Source organism: Roseomonas fluvialis (assembly GCF_022846615.1).
Taxonomy (GTDB): domain Bacteria; phylum Pseudomonadota; class Alphaproteobacteria; order Acetobacterales; family Acetobacteraceae; genus Neoroseomonas; species Neoroseomonas fluvialis.
Window position 1 is genome coordinate 310132 of sequence record NZ_AP025637.1, and the last position, 13540, is coordinate 323671.

The following is a 13540-nucleotide window of genomic DNA, read 5'->3' on the forward strand; positions in this document are numbered from 1 at the left end:
GTTCCCACGGCGATACTGCCCAGGGGGCGCGGCCCGGGGCAAGCCCGGCGCGCTGGCGGCGCCCCGGGGCTTCTGCCAGCCTGACCCGGATGGACGATTCGCGGTTCTCGCGCTGGGCCGATCGGCGGCTGCTGGTGATGCTCGCCCTGGGCTTCGCGGCCGCCGTGCCGCTGCCGCTGGTGGCGGGGCAGGTGCTGCGCCAGTGGTTCGTCGAGAGCGGCATGTCATTGGCCGAGATCGGCCTGACGGCGCTGATCGGCCTGGCCTATGCCAACAAGTTCCTGTGGGCGCCGGCGCTGGATGCCGTGCGGCCGCCCGTCCTGGGGCGGCGGCGGGGCTGGCTACTGCTACTGCAGGTTGCGCTGGTGGCCACGATCGCGGCGCTGGCGGCCACCGACCCGGCCGGCGGTGCGACGATGACGGTGGTGCTGGCGGTGGTCGTGGCATTCCTGTCGGCCAGCCAGGACATCGTCATCGACGCCTGGCGAATCGAGATGATGGAGACATCGGAGCGCGACCAGGCCTGGGGCCTGACCGCCTACGTCTGGGGCTACCGGGCGGGCCTGCTGGCCTCGGGTGCCGGCACGCTGCTGCTGGTGGGCCATGTCGGGTGGCATATGGCCTATGGCGTGGCGGCGTCGCTGATGCTGGTCGGCATCGTTGCCACCCTTGCGGGGCGCGAGCCGCCGGCGCCTGTCGTCGCGCCGGTCGGCTGGCGGGCGCGGATGCGGCTGTCGGTGGTGGGGCCGTTCATCGACTTCACCGGGCGGCGCTACTGGCTTGCGATCCTGGCCTTCGTCGCGCTGTTCAAGCTGGGCGAGGCGCTGGCCGGGATCATGGTCACGCCCTTCTACCGGTCCGAGGGCTTCACCCGCGACGACGTCGCCACGGTCGGCACCGTGTTCGGCCTGGCGGCGACGCTGGTGGGCGCGGTGTGCGGCGCCTGGCTGATCGGGCGGATCGGCGTGGGGCGGGCGCTGATCCTGACCGGGATCACGCAGATGCTGTCGAACCTGATGTACCTCACGCTGGTCGGGGGCGGGCGCGACTTGCCCATGCTGTTCGCCCAGGTGGGGGTGGAGAACTTCACCGACGGGCTCGCGGATGCGGCCTTCCTGACCTACCTGTCGGGGCTGGTGAACCGCAGCTTCAGCGCGACGCAGTATGCGCTGCTGTCCTCGCTTGCGGCGGTGCCGCTGCGCACGCTGGGGGCCTCGGGCGGCGTGCTGGCGGCCTCGATGGGCTGGACGTGGTTCTTCCTGCTGACCACGGCGGCGGCGCTGCCGGCCATGGCCATCATGCTGTTCCTGTTGCGGCGCCTGCCGCCGCCTACGCCCGCGGAGAGACCATGAACCCCTGGATCGTCACGCCGCTGCTGCTGGTGGGGTCGAACGTGCTGATGACCTTCGCCTGGTACGGGCACCTGAAGGCGCCGTCCTGGCCGCTGTGGCTGGCGGTGCTGGTGTCCTGGGGGATCGCCTTCTTCGAATACTGCCTGGCGGTGCCGGCCAACCGGATCGGCTACGGCACCTTCACCGGGCAGCAGCTGAAGGTCATGCAGGAGGTCATCACGATCGCCGTCTTCGGCGTATTCTCCGTGACCTTCCTGGGGGAGACGCTGCGCTGGAATTTCCTCGCGGCCGGGGCCTGTCTGGTGGCGGCGGTCGTGTTCATCTTCCTGCCGGTGGAGTGAGGGAGGGCAACGGCCATGCGCATCGGTGTCCCGAAGGAAGTGAAGGTCCATGAATACCGCGTGGGCCTGGTGCCGGGGTCGGTCCGGGAGTTGGTGCTGCACGGGCACGAGGTGCTGGTCGAGACGCAGGCCGGTGCTGCGATCGGCTTTCCGGACGAGGCTTACATCGCCGCCGGCGCGCGCATCGCGCCCGACGCCGCGACGGTCTTCGCCGAGGCCGAGCTGGTGGTGAAGGTGAAGGAACCGCAGCCCGGCGAATGGGCGCGGCTGAAGCCGGGGCAGGTGCTGTTCACCTATCTGCACCTGGCCCCCGACCGCGCGCAGACCGAAGGGCTGATGGCGTCCGGCTGCACCGCCGTCGCCTACGAGACCGTGACGGACGCGCAGGGCGGGCTGCCGCTGCTGGCGCCGATGAGCGAGGTGGCAGGCCGCATGGCCGTGCAGGTCGGCGCGCGCTGCCTCGAGAAGGAAGCTGGCGGCGCGGGCATCCTGCTGTCCGGCGTGCCGGGCGTACCGCCGGGGCGCGTTGCGATCATCGGCGGCGGGGTGGTTGGGTCGAACGCGGCGCGCATCGCCAACGGCATGCGCGCGAATGTCACGGTGCTGGACCGCAACCCGCGCGTGCTGGCCGCGCTCGACATCGAGTTCAACGGGCTGGTGGATACCGTGTTCGCCACGCGCGATGCGCTGGAGCGCACTGTGCTGGACGCCGACCTGGTGATCGGCGCGGTGCTGGTGCCCGGTGCCGCGGCGCCGCGGCTGGTGTCGCGTGAGACCGTGTCGCGCATGCGCCCGGGCAGCGTGATGGTGGATGTCGCGATCGACCAGGGCGGCTGCTTCGAGACGTCGCGCCCGACCACTCATGCCGATCCGACCTATGTGGTGGATGGTGTGGTGCATTACTGCGTGACCAACATGCCGGGTGCGGTGGCGCGCACCAGCGCAGTGGCGCTGAACAACGCGACGCTGCCCTTCACGCTGCAACTGGCGGACAAGGGCTGGCAGCGCGCGGCGGCGGAGAACCCGCATCTGGCGGCCGGGGTGAATGTGCACGGCGGGGCGGTGACGCATCCCGCGGTGGCGGCCGCGCTGGGGCTGCCGCTGGCCGCGCTGCCGGCTTGACCGGCCGGCAGCCGCGGGCGAAGGTAACCGCCTGGTTACTGGTTGCGGAGGAAACGCCGTGGGCCTGCGCTGGCAGGATTGGCCGGAAGGCCTGGGTGCGCGGCTGCGCGCGGGCTGCGCCATCCCGGCGCATCCGCTCGCGCTGACCGCGGCGCGTGCCCTGGACCCGCGCCGGCAGAAGGCGCTGTCGCGCTATTACCTCGATGCCGGGTCGGGCGGGTTGGCCGTCGGTGTCCACACCACGCAGTTCGCGATCCGCGAGACGGGGTTGTTCGAACCGGTGCTGCGGGTCGCGGCCGAGGCGGCGGCGGAGCAGGCACGCCAGCCGATCCTGGTGGCGGGCGCGATCGGGCGCACCGCGCAGGCCGTGGCCGAGGCGCAGGTCGCGCGCGGCCTCGGCTACCACGCGGTGCTGCTGTCGCTGGCGGCCTGGAAAGGCGCGTCGGAAGACGAGATGATCGCGCATTGCGCGGCGGTCGCGGCGGAGATGCCGATCTTCGGCTTCTACCTTCAGCCCGCGGTGGGTGGGGTGAAGCTGTCGGCAGCGTTCTGGCGGCGCTTCGCGGCGATCGACAATGTCGTCGCCATCAAGATCGCGCCGTTCAACCGGTACGCCACGCTCGATGTGCTGCGCGGCGTGCTGGAGGCGGGCGCGCAGGATCGAATCGCGCTGTACACCGGCAATGACGACCACATCGTCGCCGACCTGCTGACGCCCTTCAGCCTGGTGCATCGCGGCCAGCCGACCACGCTGCGGATTGTCGGCGGGCTGCTGGGCCATTGGAGCGTCTGGACGCGCGCGGCGGTGCACGTGCAGGCGCGATGCGCGACGGTGCAAGGCGACATACCGGCCGACCTGCTGGCGCTGGACGCCGCCGTCACGGAGATGAACGCCGCGGTCTTCGACGTCGCGCACGACTTCCACGGCGTCATTGCCGGCTGCCATGAGATCCTGCGCCGGCAAGGGCTGCTGGAAGGCACCTGGTGCCTGGATGAACACGAGGCGCTCTCGCCCGGCCAGGCCGATCTGCTGACCGCGGTGGCCGAACGCTACCCGCACCTGACGGACGACGGCTTCGTCCGCGAAAATCTCCATCGCTGGCTTTCTTAAGGGACCACGACACATGGCGGAACGCCGCATCGGCCTCATCATGAACGGCGTCACCGGCCGGATGGGGATGAACCAGCACCTGATCCGTTCCATCGCGGCGATCCGCGCGGATGGCGGCGTGAAGCTCGGCAATGGCGACACCATCATGCCGGACCCGGTGATCGTTGGGCGCAACCGCGGCAAGCTGGAGGCGCTGGCCAAGGCGCATGGGATTTCGCGCGTGTCGACGGACCTCGACGCGTGCCTGGCCGACCCGAAGGACGAAATCTTCTTCGACGCCGCCACCACGCAGATGCGCGCTGGCCTGCTGACCAAGGCGATCAACGCCGGCAAGCACATCTATTGCGAGAAGCCGACGGCCGACACGCTGGCCGATGCGCTCGCCGTTGCGAAGCTCGCGAAGGACAAGGGCATCAAGAACGGCGTGGTGCAGGACAAGCTGTTCCTGCCCGGGCTGCGCAAGCTGAAGATGGTGATCGATTCCGGCTTCCTCGGGCGCATCTGCTCGGTGAAGGGCGAATTCGGCTACTGGGTTTTCGAGGGTGACCTGCAGCCGGCGCAGCGGCCGTCCTGGAACTACAAGAAGGCCGAGGGCGGCGGCATCATCCTCGATATGCTCTGCCACTGGCGCTACGTGCTGGACAATCTGTTCGGCAATGTGGAGGCGGTGTCGTGCCTCGGTGCCGTGCATATCCCGGAACGCATCGGCGAGGACGGCAAGCCCTATGTCGCGGATGCGGATGACGCGGCGTATGCGACCTTCCAGCTCGAAGGCGGGGCGATCGCGCATATCAATTCATCCTGGGTGACGCGCGTGCGGCGCGACGACCTGGTGACCTTCCAGGTGGATGGCACGCATGGCTCCGCGATCTGCGGGCTGCACAAGTGCTGGACGCAGTCGCGCGTCGCCACGCCGAAGCCGGTGTGGAATCCCGACCAGCCGCAGACCATCGACTTCTTCGCCGGCTGGCAGGAAGTGCCGACCACGCAGGACTTCCCCAATGGCTTCCGCGTGCAATGGGAGGAGTTCCTCAAGCACGTCGCGGGCGAGCGCGCCGATTATCCGTGGGACCTGATGGCCGGCGCAAAGGGCGTACAGCTCGCCGAGGCCGGGCTGAAGTCCTGGGCCGAACGCCGCTGGATCGACCTGCCGAAGCTTGAGGCGTGACGCCATGCCGGTGATCAACCTGCCCAACGGCGCGCGCGTGGAGCCCTTCGCCACCAGCCCGCCGCGCGAATTCGCCAAGGCCACGCCGCCCTTCCCGCGCGTGGCCCTCGCCGCCGCGCATGTCGTGGCCGACCCGCTGGCCGAGCAGGACCCGTGGCTCGATGTGAAGATCGACTGGGACCGCACCATCGCCTTCCGCAAGCATCTCTGGTCTCTCGGCCTCGGCGTGGCGGAAGCCATGGACACCGCGCAGCGCGGCATGGGCCTCGACTGGACCGGTGCGCAGGAACTGATCCGGCGTTCGCTGGACGCGATGAAGGACCATCCCGGTGCGGTGATGGCGTCCGGCGCCGGCACCGACCACCTGACGCCCGGCCCGGACGTGACCGTGGACGACGTGATCCGCGCCTACGAGGAACAATGCGAAGCCGTCGAGGCGATGGGCGGGCGCATCATCCTGATGGCCTCGCGCGCGCTCGCGAAGGCCGCGAAGTCCCCGGCGGATTACGAGCGCGTCTATGCCCGCATCCTGTCGCAGGTGAAGCAGCCGGTGGTGATCCACTGGCTGGGCGAAATGTTCGACCCCGCGCTGGAAGGCTACTGGGGCAACCATGACCACATGGCCGCGATGGAAACCGCGCTGGCGGTCATCCACGCCCATGCCGACAAGGTCGATGGCGTGAAGATCTCGCTGCTGGACGACCAGAAGGAGATCGCGATGCGCCGCCGCCTGCCGCGCGGCGTGCGCATGTATACCGGCGACGACTTCAACTACGCGGAACTGATCGCCGGCGACGAGCACGGCCATTCGGACGCACTGCTGGGCATCTTCGACCCGATCGCGCCGGCGGTGGGGGGCGCGCTGGCGGCGCTGTCGCGCAACGATCTCAGCACCTTCCACGACATCCTGGCGCCGACGGTTCCGCTGTCGCGCCACATCTTCAAGGCGCCCACGCGCTTCTACAAGACCGGCGTCGTGTTCATGGCCTGGCTGAACGGCCACCAGGACCATTTCGTCATGGTGGGCGGGCAGCAGTCCACGCGCAGCCTCCAGCATTTTTCGGAGCTGTTCCGCCTGGCCGACAAGGCCGGGCTGCTGCGCGACCCGGACATGGCGGTGGCGCGGATGCGCTCGCTGCTCGCGCTGCACGGCGTCGCATGACGCCCCTTGTCGCCCGTGCGTCGATGATGATCGCGGCGACGCCGGAGCGCGTCTTCGACGCCTTCGTCGAGCCGGAGTCGCTGGTCCGCTTCTGGCTCGGCTCAGCGAGCGCTCCGCTGCGCCTCGGTCAGCCGGCGCATTGGACATTCCTGGTCCCCGGCGCGGAGGCCGAGGCGACGGCCACCACGCTCGACCGCCCGCGTCGCCTGGCCTGGAACTGGTCCGACGGCACGAAGGTCGAGATCACGATCGAACCCGAAGGCGAGGAGACGGCCGTCGCCGTTGCCTGCACCGGTTTCGATGGTCCGGCGGAAACACAGGTCGCGACGGCGCTGGCGACGACGGAAGGCTTCGCCATCGTACTGTCCGACCTGAAGACCTGGCTGGAAAGCGGCCGTTCCGCAGGGCTTACCGCCGCGAAGGCCCGTCTCATCATCGCACGGGGGTGCTGAGAAACGCATGGGCCCGGAACTCTCCCTCAACACCATCACTGTGAAGTCGCTGACCCTCGCGCAATGCATCGAGGCCTGCGCGCGGCACGGCATCCCCGGCATCTCGCCCTGGCGCGACGTGCTGCAGGCGATGGGCGTCGATGCCGCGGCGAAGCACATCCGCGATGCCGGGCTGAAGGTGACCGGCCTGTGCCGCGGCGGCATGTTCAACCTGCCCGGCGCGATCGACGACAACCGCCGCGCCATCGAAGAGGCCCACGCCATCGGCGCCGATTGCCTGGTGATGGTCTGCGGTGGCCTGCCCGCCGGGTCCAAGGACCTGCCCGCCGCGCGCGACAACGTCCGCGACGGCCTGCACGCCATCCTGCCCGAGGCCCGCGCCGCCGGCGTGACCATCGCGCTCGAACCGCTGCACCCGATGACCTGCGCGGATCGTTCGGTGCTCTCCACGCTCGGCCAGGCGCTCGACCTGTGCGACGAACTCGGCGAGGGCACCGGCGTCGCCGTCGATGTCTATCACGTGTGGTGGGACCCCGACCTGGCGCGGCAGATGGCGCGTGCGAAGGGCCGCATCGCCGGCTTCCATGTGTGCGACTGGAAATCGCCCACCACGGACCTGGTCTTCGACCGCGGGTTGCCGGGCGAGGGCGTCATCGACATCCCCGCCATCCGCGCCATGGCCGAGGCTTCGGGCTGGACCGGCGGCGTGGAAGTCGAGATCCTGTCCAACCACTGGTGGGCGCAGGACCCGGAGGCGGTGCTGCGCGAGATCAAGGCCCGCCACGCCTTCTGCTGACCAAACAACAACCGGGAGAAACAACCATGACCGCCACGCGCCGCACGCTCATCGCCGCCACGCTGTTCGCCCCCGCCGTGGCGCGCGCGCAGGCGCCATGGGCACCCACGCGGCCCACGCGCTTCGTCGTGCCCTTCCCCGCGGGCGGTGCGACCGACGTGGTCGCCCGCGTGCTCGCCGATCGCATGCAGGAGAGCTTCGGCCAGCCCGTGGTGGTCGAGAACCGCACCGGCGCCGGCGGCAATATCGGCGTCGAGAACGTGGTCCGCAGCGCGCCGGATGGCAGCACCATCCTGATGGGCACGACCGGCACGCTGACGGTGAACCCGCATCTGTATTCCAACCTCGGCTTCGACCCGCTGCGCGACCTCGCGCCGATCTCGATGGCCTTCACCACCGACCACGTGCTGGTGGTCAACCCGCAGGTGCAGGCGCAGACCGCGCAGGAATTCCTCGCGCTGGTGCGCGCGCAGCCCGGGCGGCTGTCCTACGGCTCGGCTGGCGCGGGGTCGTCCACCCATACCGTGCCGGAACTGTTCAAGCTCGCCGCACAGGTCGATATCGCGCACGTGCCCTATCGCGGCAGCGCGCCGGCGCTGAATGACCTGGTCGCGGGCAATGTACAGATGATGCTCGACCAGATCCCGTCCGCCATCGGGCAGATCCAGGGCGGGCGGGTGCGTGCGCTGGCGGTCACCGGCGCGCGGCGTTCGCCGCTGCTGCCCGACGTGCCCACCATGGCCGAGATCGGCCTGCCCGACGCGCAGGCGACGTCGTGGGGCGCGGTGATGGCGCCTGCCGGTACGCCTGCCCCCGCCGTCGCGCGCTTCAATGCCGCGATCCGCGAGGCGCTGGCGCAGCAAGCGGTGAAGGACCGGCTGGCCGCGGCCGGTGCCGATGGCGTGGCCTCCTCGCCGGAGGAACTTGCCACCTATCTGCGTGCCGAGAGTGCCAAGTGGGCGCGCGTGGTGCGCGAGGCGCGGATCACGGTGAACTGAGAAAGGTTGGGGGAGAGAACTCCCCCAAACCCTCTCCTTTTTCTGGCCGTTGGGAACTGACCTCGGCTGTCAGGTCCCAGGTGACAGAAGAAGGGTGGGGGCTCGGGGGAGGTTCTCCTCCCCCGACCTTCCCTTCCGTCCACGGCGGGCGCAGCATCCGTGGCGGAGGAAACCGCCATGCCCAGCCGTCGAGCCCTGCTCGTCGCGCCTGCGTTGCTCGCCGCCCCTGCGGCGCGCGCGCAACAGCGTCCGTTGCGCATCATCACCCCCTTCGCCACCGGCGGTTCGACCGACACGCTGGCCCGCCTGGTGGGTGCGCGCATCACCGCGCTGACCGGCCAGGCGGTGGTTGTGGAAGCCCGCCCGGGCGCGGGCGGCGACCTGGCCATGCAGGCCGGCGCCGCCGCGGAACCGGACGGGCATACGCTGATCCTCGGCAGCGATTCCTCGCTGGTGCGCAACCCGATGCTGCGCCGAGGCATCCCCTATGATCCGGAACGCGACTTCGCGCCGATCGCGCGCCTCGTGGTCTCCTGGTACGCCGTCGCGGTGAATGCGGCGCTGCCGGTGCGCACGCTGGCGGAATTCGTCGCCTGGGCGCGGGCCAATCCGGGGCGGGTGAATTACGGGTCTGCCGGGCCCGGGACGCTCGCGCATGTCATCGGGGAGATGATGAGCCAGGGCCTTGGCCTCGACATGCAGCACGTGCCCTATCGCGGCGCGAGCCCGGCCCTGCAGGACCTGGTCGCGGGACGATTGCAGTTCTACGCGGTCTCGGCCGGCGGGCTGCTGAACCTGTTGCGCGAAGGTACGGTGCGCGTGCTGGCGGTGACCGGGGCCAGCCGGCAGCCGGCGCTGCCCGGCGTGCCAACCATCGCGGAGGCACGCTTCGCGGAATACGACCATTCGGCCTTCTATTCGCTCTCGGCGCCGGCGCGCGTCGCGCCCCCCTTTGTGGACCAGACCGGTGCGCTGCTCGGACGCATCATCGCCGAGCCGGATACGGCGGAGCGGCTGCAGGCGTTGGCGCTCGACCCCGCCTTTCTCGGCCCGTCGGAGTTCCGCGCCTTCCTGGCGGCCGAGCGCGTTCGGTGGCGCGAGATCATCGCCCGCACGGGCCTCAGGCTGGAGGGATGACGCGGATGACTCTGCTGCGATTCGAGGAATTCACCGCACGGCCCCGCCGGGCCGCCGCGCTGCAAGGCAAGCTGCGCGATACCCCGGGCGGCCGGCTGTTCGGCCTGTGGCGCGCGCAGATCGGGCCGTCGATGAACATCGTGACGCGCGCCTCGCTGTGGCCGGGCGAACCGCCCGCGACGCCGGAGGCTGCCGACCCCGACATCGCCGCGCTGCGCAGCCGCACGCTCACCATCCTCACCCGCGGCGAGACGCCACCCGACCCCGCGCGCGGCGGCATCGTCACGCATCGCTGGTTCATCCTGCCGGCCGAAAAGGTGGCCGAGATGGTCGCCATCACCACCGAGGCCTGGGTCGGCTTCGAGGGCGATACCGGCAGCGAGCCGCTCGGCCTGTGGCAGGACCGCGCGGCCGGCGATCCCGCCCATGTGCTGCTGATGACCTGGTATCCGTCGCTCGCGGGCTGGGAGCAGAGCCGCTTCTGGAACAGCGCCGCCGCCGGCCCGGACCAGGCGCAGCGCGCCAAATGGGGCGCGCTGTTCGCGCGGCGCCGCGACATGCTGGTCGACACCTGGGTCACCGTGCACGGAGCCGAATCGACATGAGCGAGTCCGACATCGCCGCCGCCCGCGCCGCCATGGATGGCTTCATGGCCGCGCTGAATGCCGAGGATGCGGAGGCCATCCGCACCCGCTGGTTCCACTTCCCGCATGTGCGCTTCCACAGCAGCCGCGTGACGGTGTTCCAGACGCCGGCGGATTATGCCTCGATCGTGCTGGCGAAGACCGGGCAGGCGGCGGAATGGGCGCGCAGCGCCTGGGACTACGTCGAATGCGTCGATGCCGGCCCGGGCAAGGTGCATTTCCGCGTGCAGTTCAGCCGCTACCGCAAGGATGGATCGCTGATCGGGTCCTACCGGTCCTTCTATATCGTGACGCTCAAGGACGGCCGCTGGGCGATCGAGGGGCGGTCCTCCTGGGCCGAATGATCACACCGGCACCAGACGCGTCAGTCGCGACGGCGTCTGCTCGCTGAGGAAGATGCAGCCATCCGGCGCGCGCCACATGCCATGCGCGCCGTTCAGCACCGGCCGGCAGCGCCCCAGGATCGCGCCATTCTTCGACAGCAGTGACAGTTGCGGCACCTGGTCGGTCACATACAGGCCGCCATCGGGGCCGCCATGGACGCTCATGGGTTTGTGGTTGCCGCGCCAGTCGGCGAGCCAGGCGCCCTCCGGCGTGAAGACCTGCACGCGGTTGTTCTCGCGGTCGGCCACCGTCACGCGACCATCGGGCAGCACCCAGACGGAATGGGGCGTGGAGAATTCGCCGGGCCCCGTGCCTTCCCGGCCCCAGCGGCCGAGCGGCGTGCCCTCGGCGCTGAAGCGATGCACGACCGAGGCGGCGTAGCCATCGGCCACGTAGATCGTGCCGTCCGGCGCGAAGGCCACGTCGCAGGGCGCATTGAAGGGCTCGCCTGGTGCGTGCCGCTTGCCGATGCCGCCCAGCCGCTTGCCCTCGGCGGAGAAGATGATGATTTCCTGCGCGTCGCGGTCCACCACGAAGACGCGGCCGTCCGGATGGACCGAGAGCATGTGCCCATCGGCCACCTCCGCCCCGCCCCAGGCGGCGACGCGCCGTCCATCGGGCGCGAGGACGACGACGGCGGGCCCCTCCGCGTCCGTCATCGGGTCCTGGCGCAACTGGACATAGACGCGGCCCTTCGCGTCGCAGGCGACATCGGATGGCACGCCCTGGCCGGATGGCACCTCGCCCCACGGGCGTTCAACGCGATAGACCGTCTCGCCAAGGCGGACGCGAAGCTCGTGGCGGGGCATGGGGCACTCCTGCGGCTGCAGGCAGCCTGCCGCCGCACCACAGGCCAGGCAAGCATCGCCCCGCCGCTTGACGCGACGCGGCCGGCTTCCACACGGTGGATGCGGCAGCCCGGGGGGCTTCGCTTCGATATGTCGATCTCTTCCGCGCCGCCGCCCGCGCGCATCGGCATCGGGCTCGTGGTCTTCGCGGCCGTGATCGTGGCGCTGGCCGACCTGGCGCTTGTCGTGCGGCCCGACGGGATGCTGAAACTGGAACGCCTCGCGGATGCCGATGGCTACCTGCGGCTGCTGCGCGTGCTGGCGCTGCGCGAGGGCGGCGCCTGGTTCGACGACCTGATGCCCCGCGTGGCCGCGCCCGAGGGCCTGGTCATGCAATGGACGTGACCGCTCGATCTGCTGATCCTGCTGCCGGCGCTCGCGGTCGAACGCCTGCTGGGCCTGCCGCCGGCGTCGGCGTTGTTCGTCGTGGGGCTGTTCGTCTCGCCGGTGCTGCTGGTGGCGGCGGTGGTGGCTGCGGCCTGGGCGGCGCAGGCGGTGTGGCAGGGCGCGGCGCCGTGGTTCGCGGCCCTGCTGCTGGCCATCATGCCGACGGCGCAGGCCTAAAGCAGCGTCGGGCGGGCGGATCATCACGCGTTGATCCTGCTCGCGATCGTGGTGGCGCTGGGTGCGACGTTGCGCGCCTTCCTGCCGGGTGCGCGGGCCGGCATGGCGGTCGCTGCGGGGGCGGCCTACGGCTTCGGCCTGTGGGTCGGGCCGGAGGTGGTGCTGGTCGCGGTGCCTGTCCTCGCCACGGCGGGGATCGTGGCGGTGATCGCACCCGACGGCCGCACCGCGGCGCGCCAGGGATTGCTGGTCGCGTCCGGCATGGCGGCGATGCTGGCGGCGGCGATCGTGGTGGAGCACGCGCCGGCACAATGGGCGGTGGTCGCGTATGACGTGGTGACGGTGCACCACCTCGTGCTGGCGTTGCTGATGGCGGCAGTCTTCGCGGTGGCCTGGCAGGCGGGCGCGGCGCCGTGTAGGTGGCGGGTCGTGCTGTCGGGCGGCGCGGGCTTGGTGGCCTTCGCGCTGCTGGTCGCGCTGTATCCCGACATGCTGCGTGGGCCGCTCGGTAGCGCGGATGCGCAGGCACTCGCGAGTTTCGTGCCCTTCGTCGAGGAAATCCGCACGCTGCCCCCGCTCGGTCCGGGCAGCCTGGCCGAACCGATCATCCTGTTCGGCGGCGCGGTGCCGCTCGGGCTTGCCGGGATCTTGCTCGGTGCGCCTGGTTGGTGGCGGGACGGGCGCTGGCCGGCGGGCATGGTGCTGGCAGGCGCGCTGCTGGTGACGCTGGCGGCGGCCTTCCTGGCGCGACGCTTCGCGCTCGACCTTGCGGCGCCGGCGCCGGTGGCCGGCGCCGGCGTGGTCGGGCTGCTGGTGCACGCCGCCTGGCCGCGCGCGGCGGTGACGCGCGCGCTGCTCGCTGCCGCGGTGTTCTTCGGCGCACTGGCGCTGCCCTATGCTGGCCTGGCGCTGCCGCAGGCGCCGCGCCCGGCGGCGCGGGCGGGGGGCTGCGACTGGACAGCGATGGCGCATTGGCTGGACGCCGCGCGCCCCGCCGTCACGCCGGGCGATCCCGCGCCGATCCTGATGACGGCCGACCTGTTCCATGGCGCCGAGGTCGCGTGGCGCACGCCCTATCGTATCGTGGCGCTGGCGCATCACCGCGCCGGGCCCGCGATCGCCGACACCGTCGCCGTGCTCGAATCCCCTGATGCCGCGGCGCTCGGCGTGCTCCAGCGGCGCGGGGTGCGTCTGCTGCTGGCCTGCCCGACCGACCCATGGCCCGCGGCCCGCCGCGGCGCGGTGTCGGAGGCGATCCGCGGCGGCCGCCCGGTGGCGGGCCTGACGCCCGTGCCGCTGCCCGCGGACCTCGGCGGCTTCCGGCTGTTCGCGGTCGTGGCCGGGCCGTGAACACCTTCAGCGCTGGGTGCCGGCGTGGCCGCGCGGCGGTGCCCACCCGGGCCGGGGCTGCCCGACAGCACGGCCCGGTCGCACCGAAACGGTGTGATCGGATTTCGTGCT

At 71.0% G+C, this 13540-nt stretch carries 16 protein-coding genes; 15 read left to right on the forward strand and 1 reads right to left on the reverse strand.

Annotated elements, in window-relative coordinates; genetic code table 11:
- Nucleotides 1-89 precede the first annotated feature (89 nt).
- From MWM08_RS01565 to MWM08_RS01620, 12 genes are all read left to right on the forward strand, one after another.
- Complete coding sequence (locus tag MWM08_RS01565) at nt 90-1352, forward strand: AmpG family muropeptide MFS transporter (RefSeq protein WP_244457715.1); 1263 nt, start codon at nt 90-92, stop codon at nt 1350-1352.
- The gene (locus tag MWM08_RS01570; protein WP_244457716.1) at nt 1349-1693 is read left to right on the forward strand and encodes a DMT family protein; all 345 of its coding nucleotides are present in this window, start codon (nt 1349-1351) and stop codon (nt 1691-1693) included. Before MWM08_RS01565 ends, MWM08_RS01570 begins: the two co-directional genes overlap by 4 nt.
- A 15-nt stretch (nt 1694-1708) precedes the next feature.
- A complete protein-coding gene (ald, locus tag MWM08_RS01575) occupies nt 1709-2815 on the forward strand; it encodes an alanine dehydrogenase (protein WP_244457717.1) in 1107 nt (368 codons plus the stop codon).
- A 58-nt stretch (nt 2816-2873) separates the two neighbouring features.
- Nucleotides 2874-3926: a dihydrodipicolinate synthase family protein gene (locus tag MWM08_RS01580; protein WP_244457718.1), complete on the forward strand. Its 1053-nt coding sequence runs from the start codon at nt 2874-2876 to the stop codon at nt 3924-3926.
- Between the two features lie 13 nt (nt 3927-3939).
- Nucleotides 3940-5094, forward strand: coding sequence for a Gfo/Idh/MocA family protein (locus tag MWM08_RS01585; protein ID WP_244457719.1), 1155 nt, complete (start codon nt 3940-3942; stop codon nt 5092-5094).
- A 4-nt stretch (nt 5095-5098) separates the two neighbouring features.
- Nucleotides 5099-6256: a dihydrodipicolinate synthase family protein gene (locus tag MWM08_RS01590; RefSeq protein ID WP_244457720.1), complete on the forward strand. Its 1158-nt coding sequence runs from the start codon at nt 5099-5101 to the stop codon at nt 6254-6256.
- A gap of 23 nt (nt 6257-6279) precedes the next feature.
- On the forward strand, nt 6280-6708 hold the full coding sequence (locus MWM08_RS01595) for an SRPBCC domain-containing protein (protein ID WP_244457721.1): 429 nt from the start codon (nt 6280-6282) through the stop codon (nt 6706-6708).
- A gap of 7 nt (nt 6709-6715) precedes the next feature.
- Complete coding sequence (locus tag MWM08_RS01600) at nt 6716-7504, forward strand: sugar phosphate isomerase/epimerase family protein (protein WP_244457722.1); 789 nt, start codon at nt 6716-6718, stop codon at nt 7502-7504.
- A 26-nt stretch (nt 7505-7530) separates the two neighbouring features.
- Nucleotides 7531-8502, forward strand: coding sequence for a Bug family tripartite tricarboxylate transporter substrate binding protein (locus MWM08_RS01605; protein WP_244457723.1), 972 nt, complete (start codon nt 7531-7533; stop codon nt 8500-8502).
- Between the two features lie 177 nt (nt 8503-8679).
- Complete coding sequence (locus tag MWM08_RS01610) at nt 8680-9639, forward strand: Bug family tripartite tricarboxylate transporter substrate binding protein (protein ID WP_244457724.1); 960 nt, start codon at nt 8680-8682, stop codon at nt 9637-9639.
- Between the two features lie 5 nt (nt 9640-9644).
- A complete protein-coding gene (locus tag MWM08_RS01615; protein WP_244457725.1) occupies nt 9645-10244 on the forward strand; it encodes a hypothetical protein in 600 nt (199 codons plus the stop codon).
- Nucleotides 10241-10627, forward strand: coding sequence for a hypothetical protein (locus MWM08_RS01620; RefSeq protein ID WP_244457726.1), 387 nt, complete (start codon nt 10241-10243; stop codon nt 10625-10627). The genes MWM08_RS01615 and MWM08_RS01620 overlap by 4 nt, the downstream gene beginning before the upstream one ends.
- Here the strand turns inward: MWM08_RS01620 and MWM08_RS01625 are convergent, their stop codons facing one another.
- On the reverse strand, nt 10628-11476 hold the full coding sequence (locus MWM08_RS01625; RefSeq protein ID WP_244457727.1) for an NHL repeat-containing protein: 849 nt from the start codon (nt 11474-11476) through the stop codon (nt 10628-10630).
- A 129-nt stretch (nt 11477-11605) separates the two neighbouring features.
- On the opposite strand from MWM08_RS01625, the gene MWM08_RS01630 reads away from it, so the two are divergent.
- The 3 genes from MWM08_RS01630 (at nt 11606) to MWM08_RS01640 (ending at nt 13429) form a co-directional block, all read left to right on the forward strand.
- Nucleotides 11606-11860, forward strand: coding sequence for a hypothetical protein (locus MWM08_RS01630; RefSeq protein ID WP_244457728.1), 255 nt, complete (start codon nt 11606-11608; stop codon nt 11858-11860).
- Between the two features lie 81 nt (nt 11861-11941).
- Nucleotides 11942-12079: a hypothetical protein gene (locus MWM08_RS01635; RefSeq protein WP_244457729.1), complete on the forward strand. Its 138-nt coding sequence runs from the start codon at nt 11942-11944 to the stop codon at nt 12077-12079.
- 30 nt (nt 12080-12109) lie between these two features.
- A complete protein-coding gene (locus MWM08_RS01640; RefSeq protein ID WP_244457730.1) occupies nt 12110-13429 on the forward strand; it encodes a hypothetical protein in 1320 nt (439 codons plus the stop codon).
- The last annotated feature ends 111 nt before the right edge of the window (nt 13430-13540 follow it).

Bases quoted from the DNA above. Each gene is read 5' to 3' on its own strand.
- MWM08_RS01595 (WP_244457721.1), top strand. From the start codon at position 6,280: ATGATGATCGCGGCGACGCCGGAGCGCGTCTTCGACGCCTTCGTCGAG.
- ald (WP_244457717.1), top strand. From the start codon at position 1,709: ATGCGCATCGGTGTCCCGAAGGAAGTGAAGGTCCATGAATACCGCGTG.
- MWM08_RS01565 (WP_244457715.1), top strand. From the start codon at position 90: ATGGACGATTCGCGGTTCTCGCGCTGGGCCGATCGGCGGCTGCTGGTG.
- MWM08_RS01615 (WP_244457725.1), top strand. From the start codon at position 9,645: ATGACTCTGCTGCGATTCGAGGAATTCACCGCACGGCCCCGCCGGGCC.
- MWM08_RS01630 (WP_244457728.1), top strand. From the start codon at position 11,606: ATGTCGATCTCTTCCGCGCCGCCGCCCGCGCGCATCGGCATCGGGCTC.
- MWM08_RS01590 (WP_244457720.1), top strand. From the start codon at position 5,099: ATGCCGGTGATCAACCTGCCCAACGGCGCGCGCGTGGAGCCCTTCGCC.
- MWM08_RS01625 (WP_244457727.1), bottom strand. From the start codon at position 11,476: ATGCCCCGCCACGAGCTTCGCGTCCGCCTTGGCGAGACGGTCTATCGC.
- MWM08_RS01600 (WP_244457722.1), top strand. From the start codon at position 6,716: ATGGGCCCGGAACTCTCCCTCAACACCATCACTGTGAAGTCGCTGACC.
- MWM08_RS01570 (WP_244457716.1), top strand. From the start codon at position 1,349: ATGAACCCCTGGATCGTCACGCCGCTGCTGCTGGTGGGGTCGAACGTG.
- MWM08_RS01620 (WP_244457726.1), top strand. From the start codon at position 10,241: ATGAGCGAGTCCGACATCGCCGCCGCCCGCGCCGCCATGGATGGCTTC.
- MWM08_RS01610 (WP_244457724.1), top strand. From the start codon at position 8,680: ATGCCCAGCCGTCGAGCCCTGCTCGTCGCGCCTGCGTTGCTCGCCGCC.
- MWM08_RS01585 (WP_244457719.1), top strand. From the start codon at position 3,940: ATGGCGGAACGCCGCATCGGCCTCATCATGAACGGCGTCACCGGCCGG.
- MWM08_RS01605 (WP_244457723.1), top strand. From the start codon at position 7,531: ATGACCGCCACGCGCCGCACGCTCATCGCCGCCACGCTGTTCGCCCCC.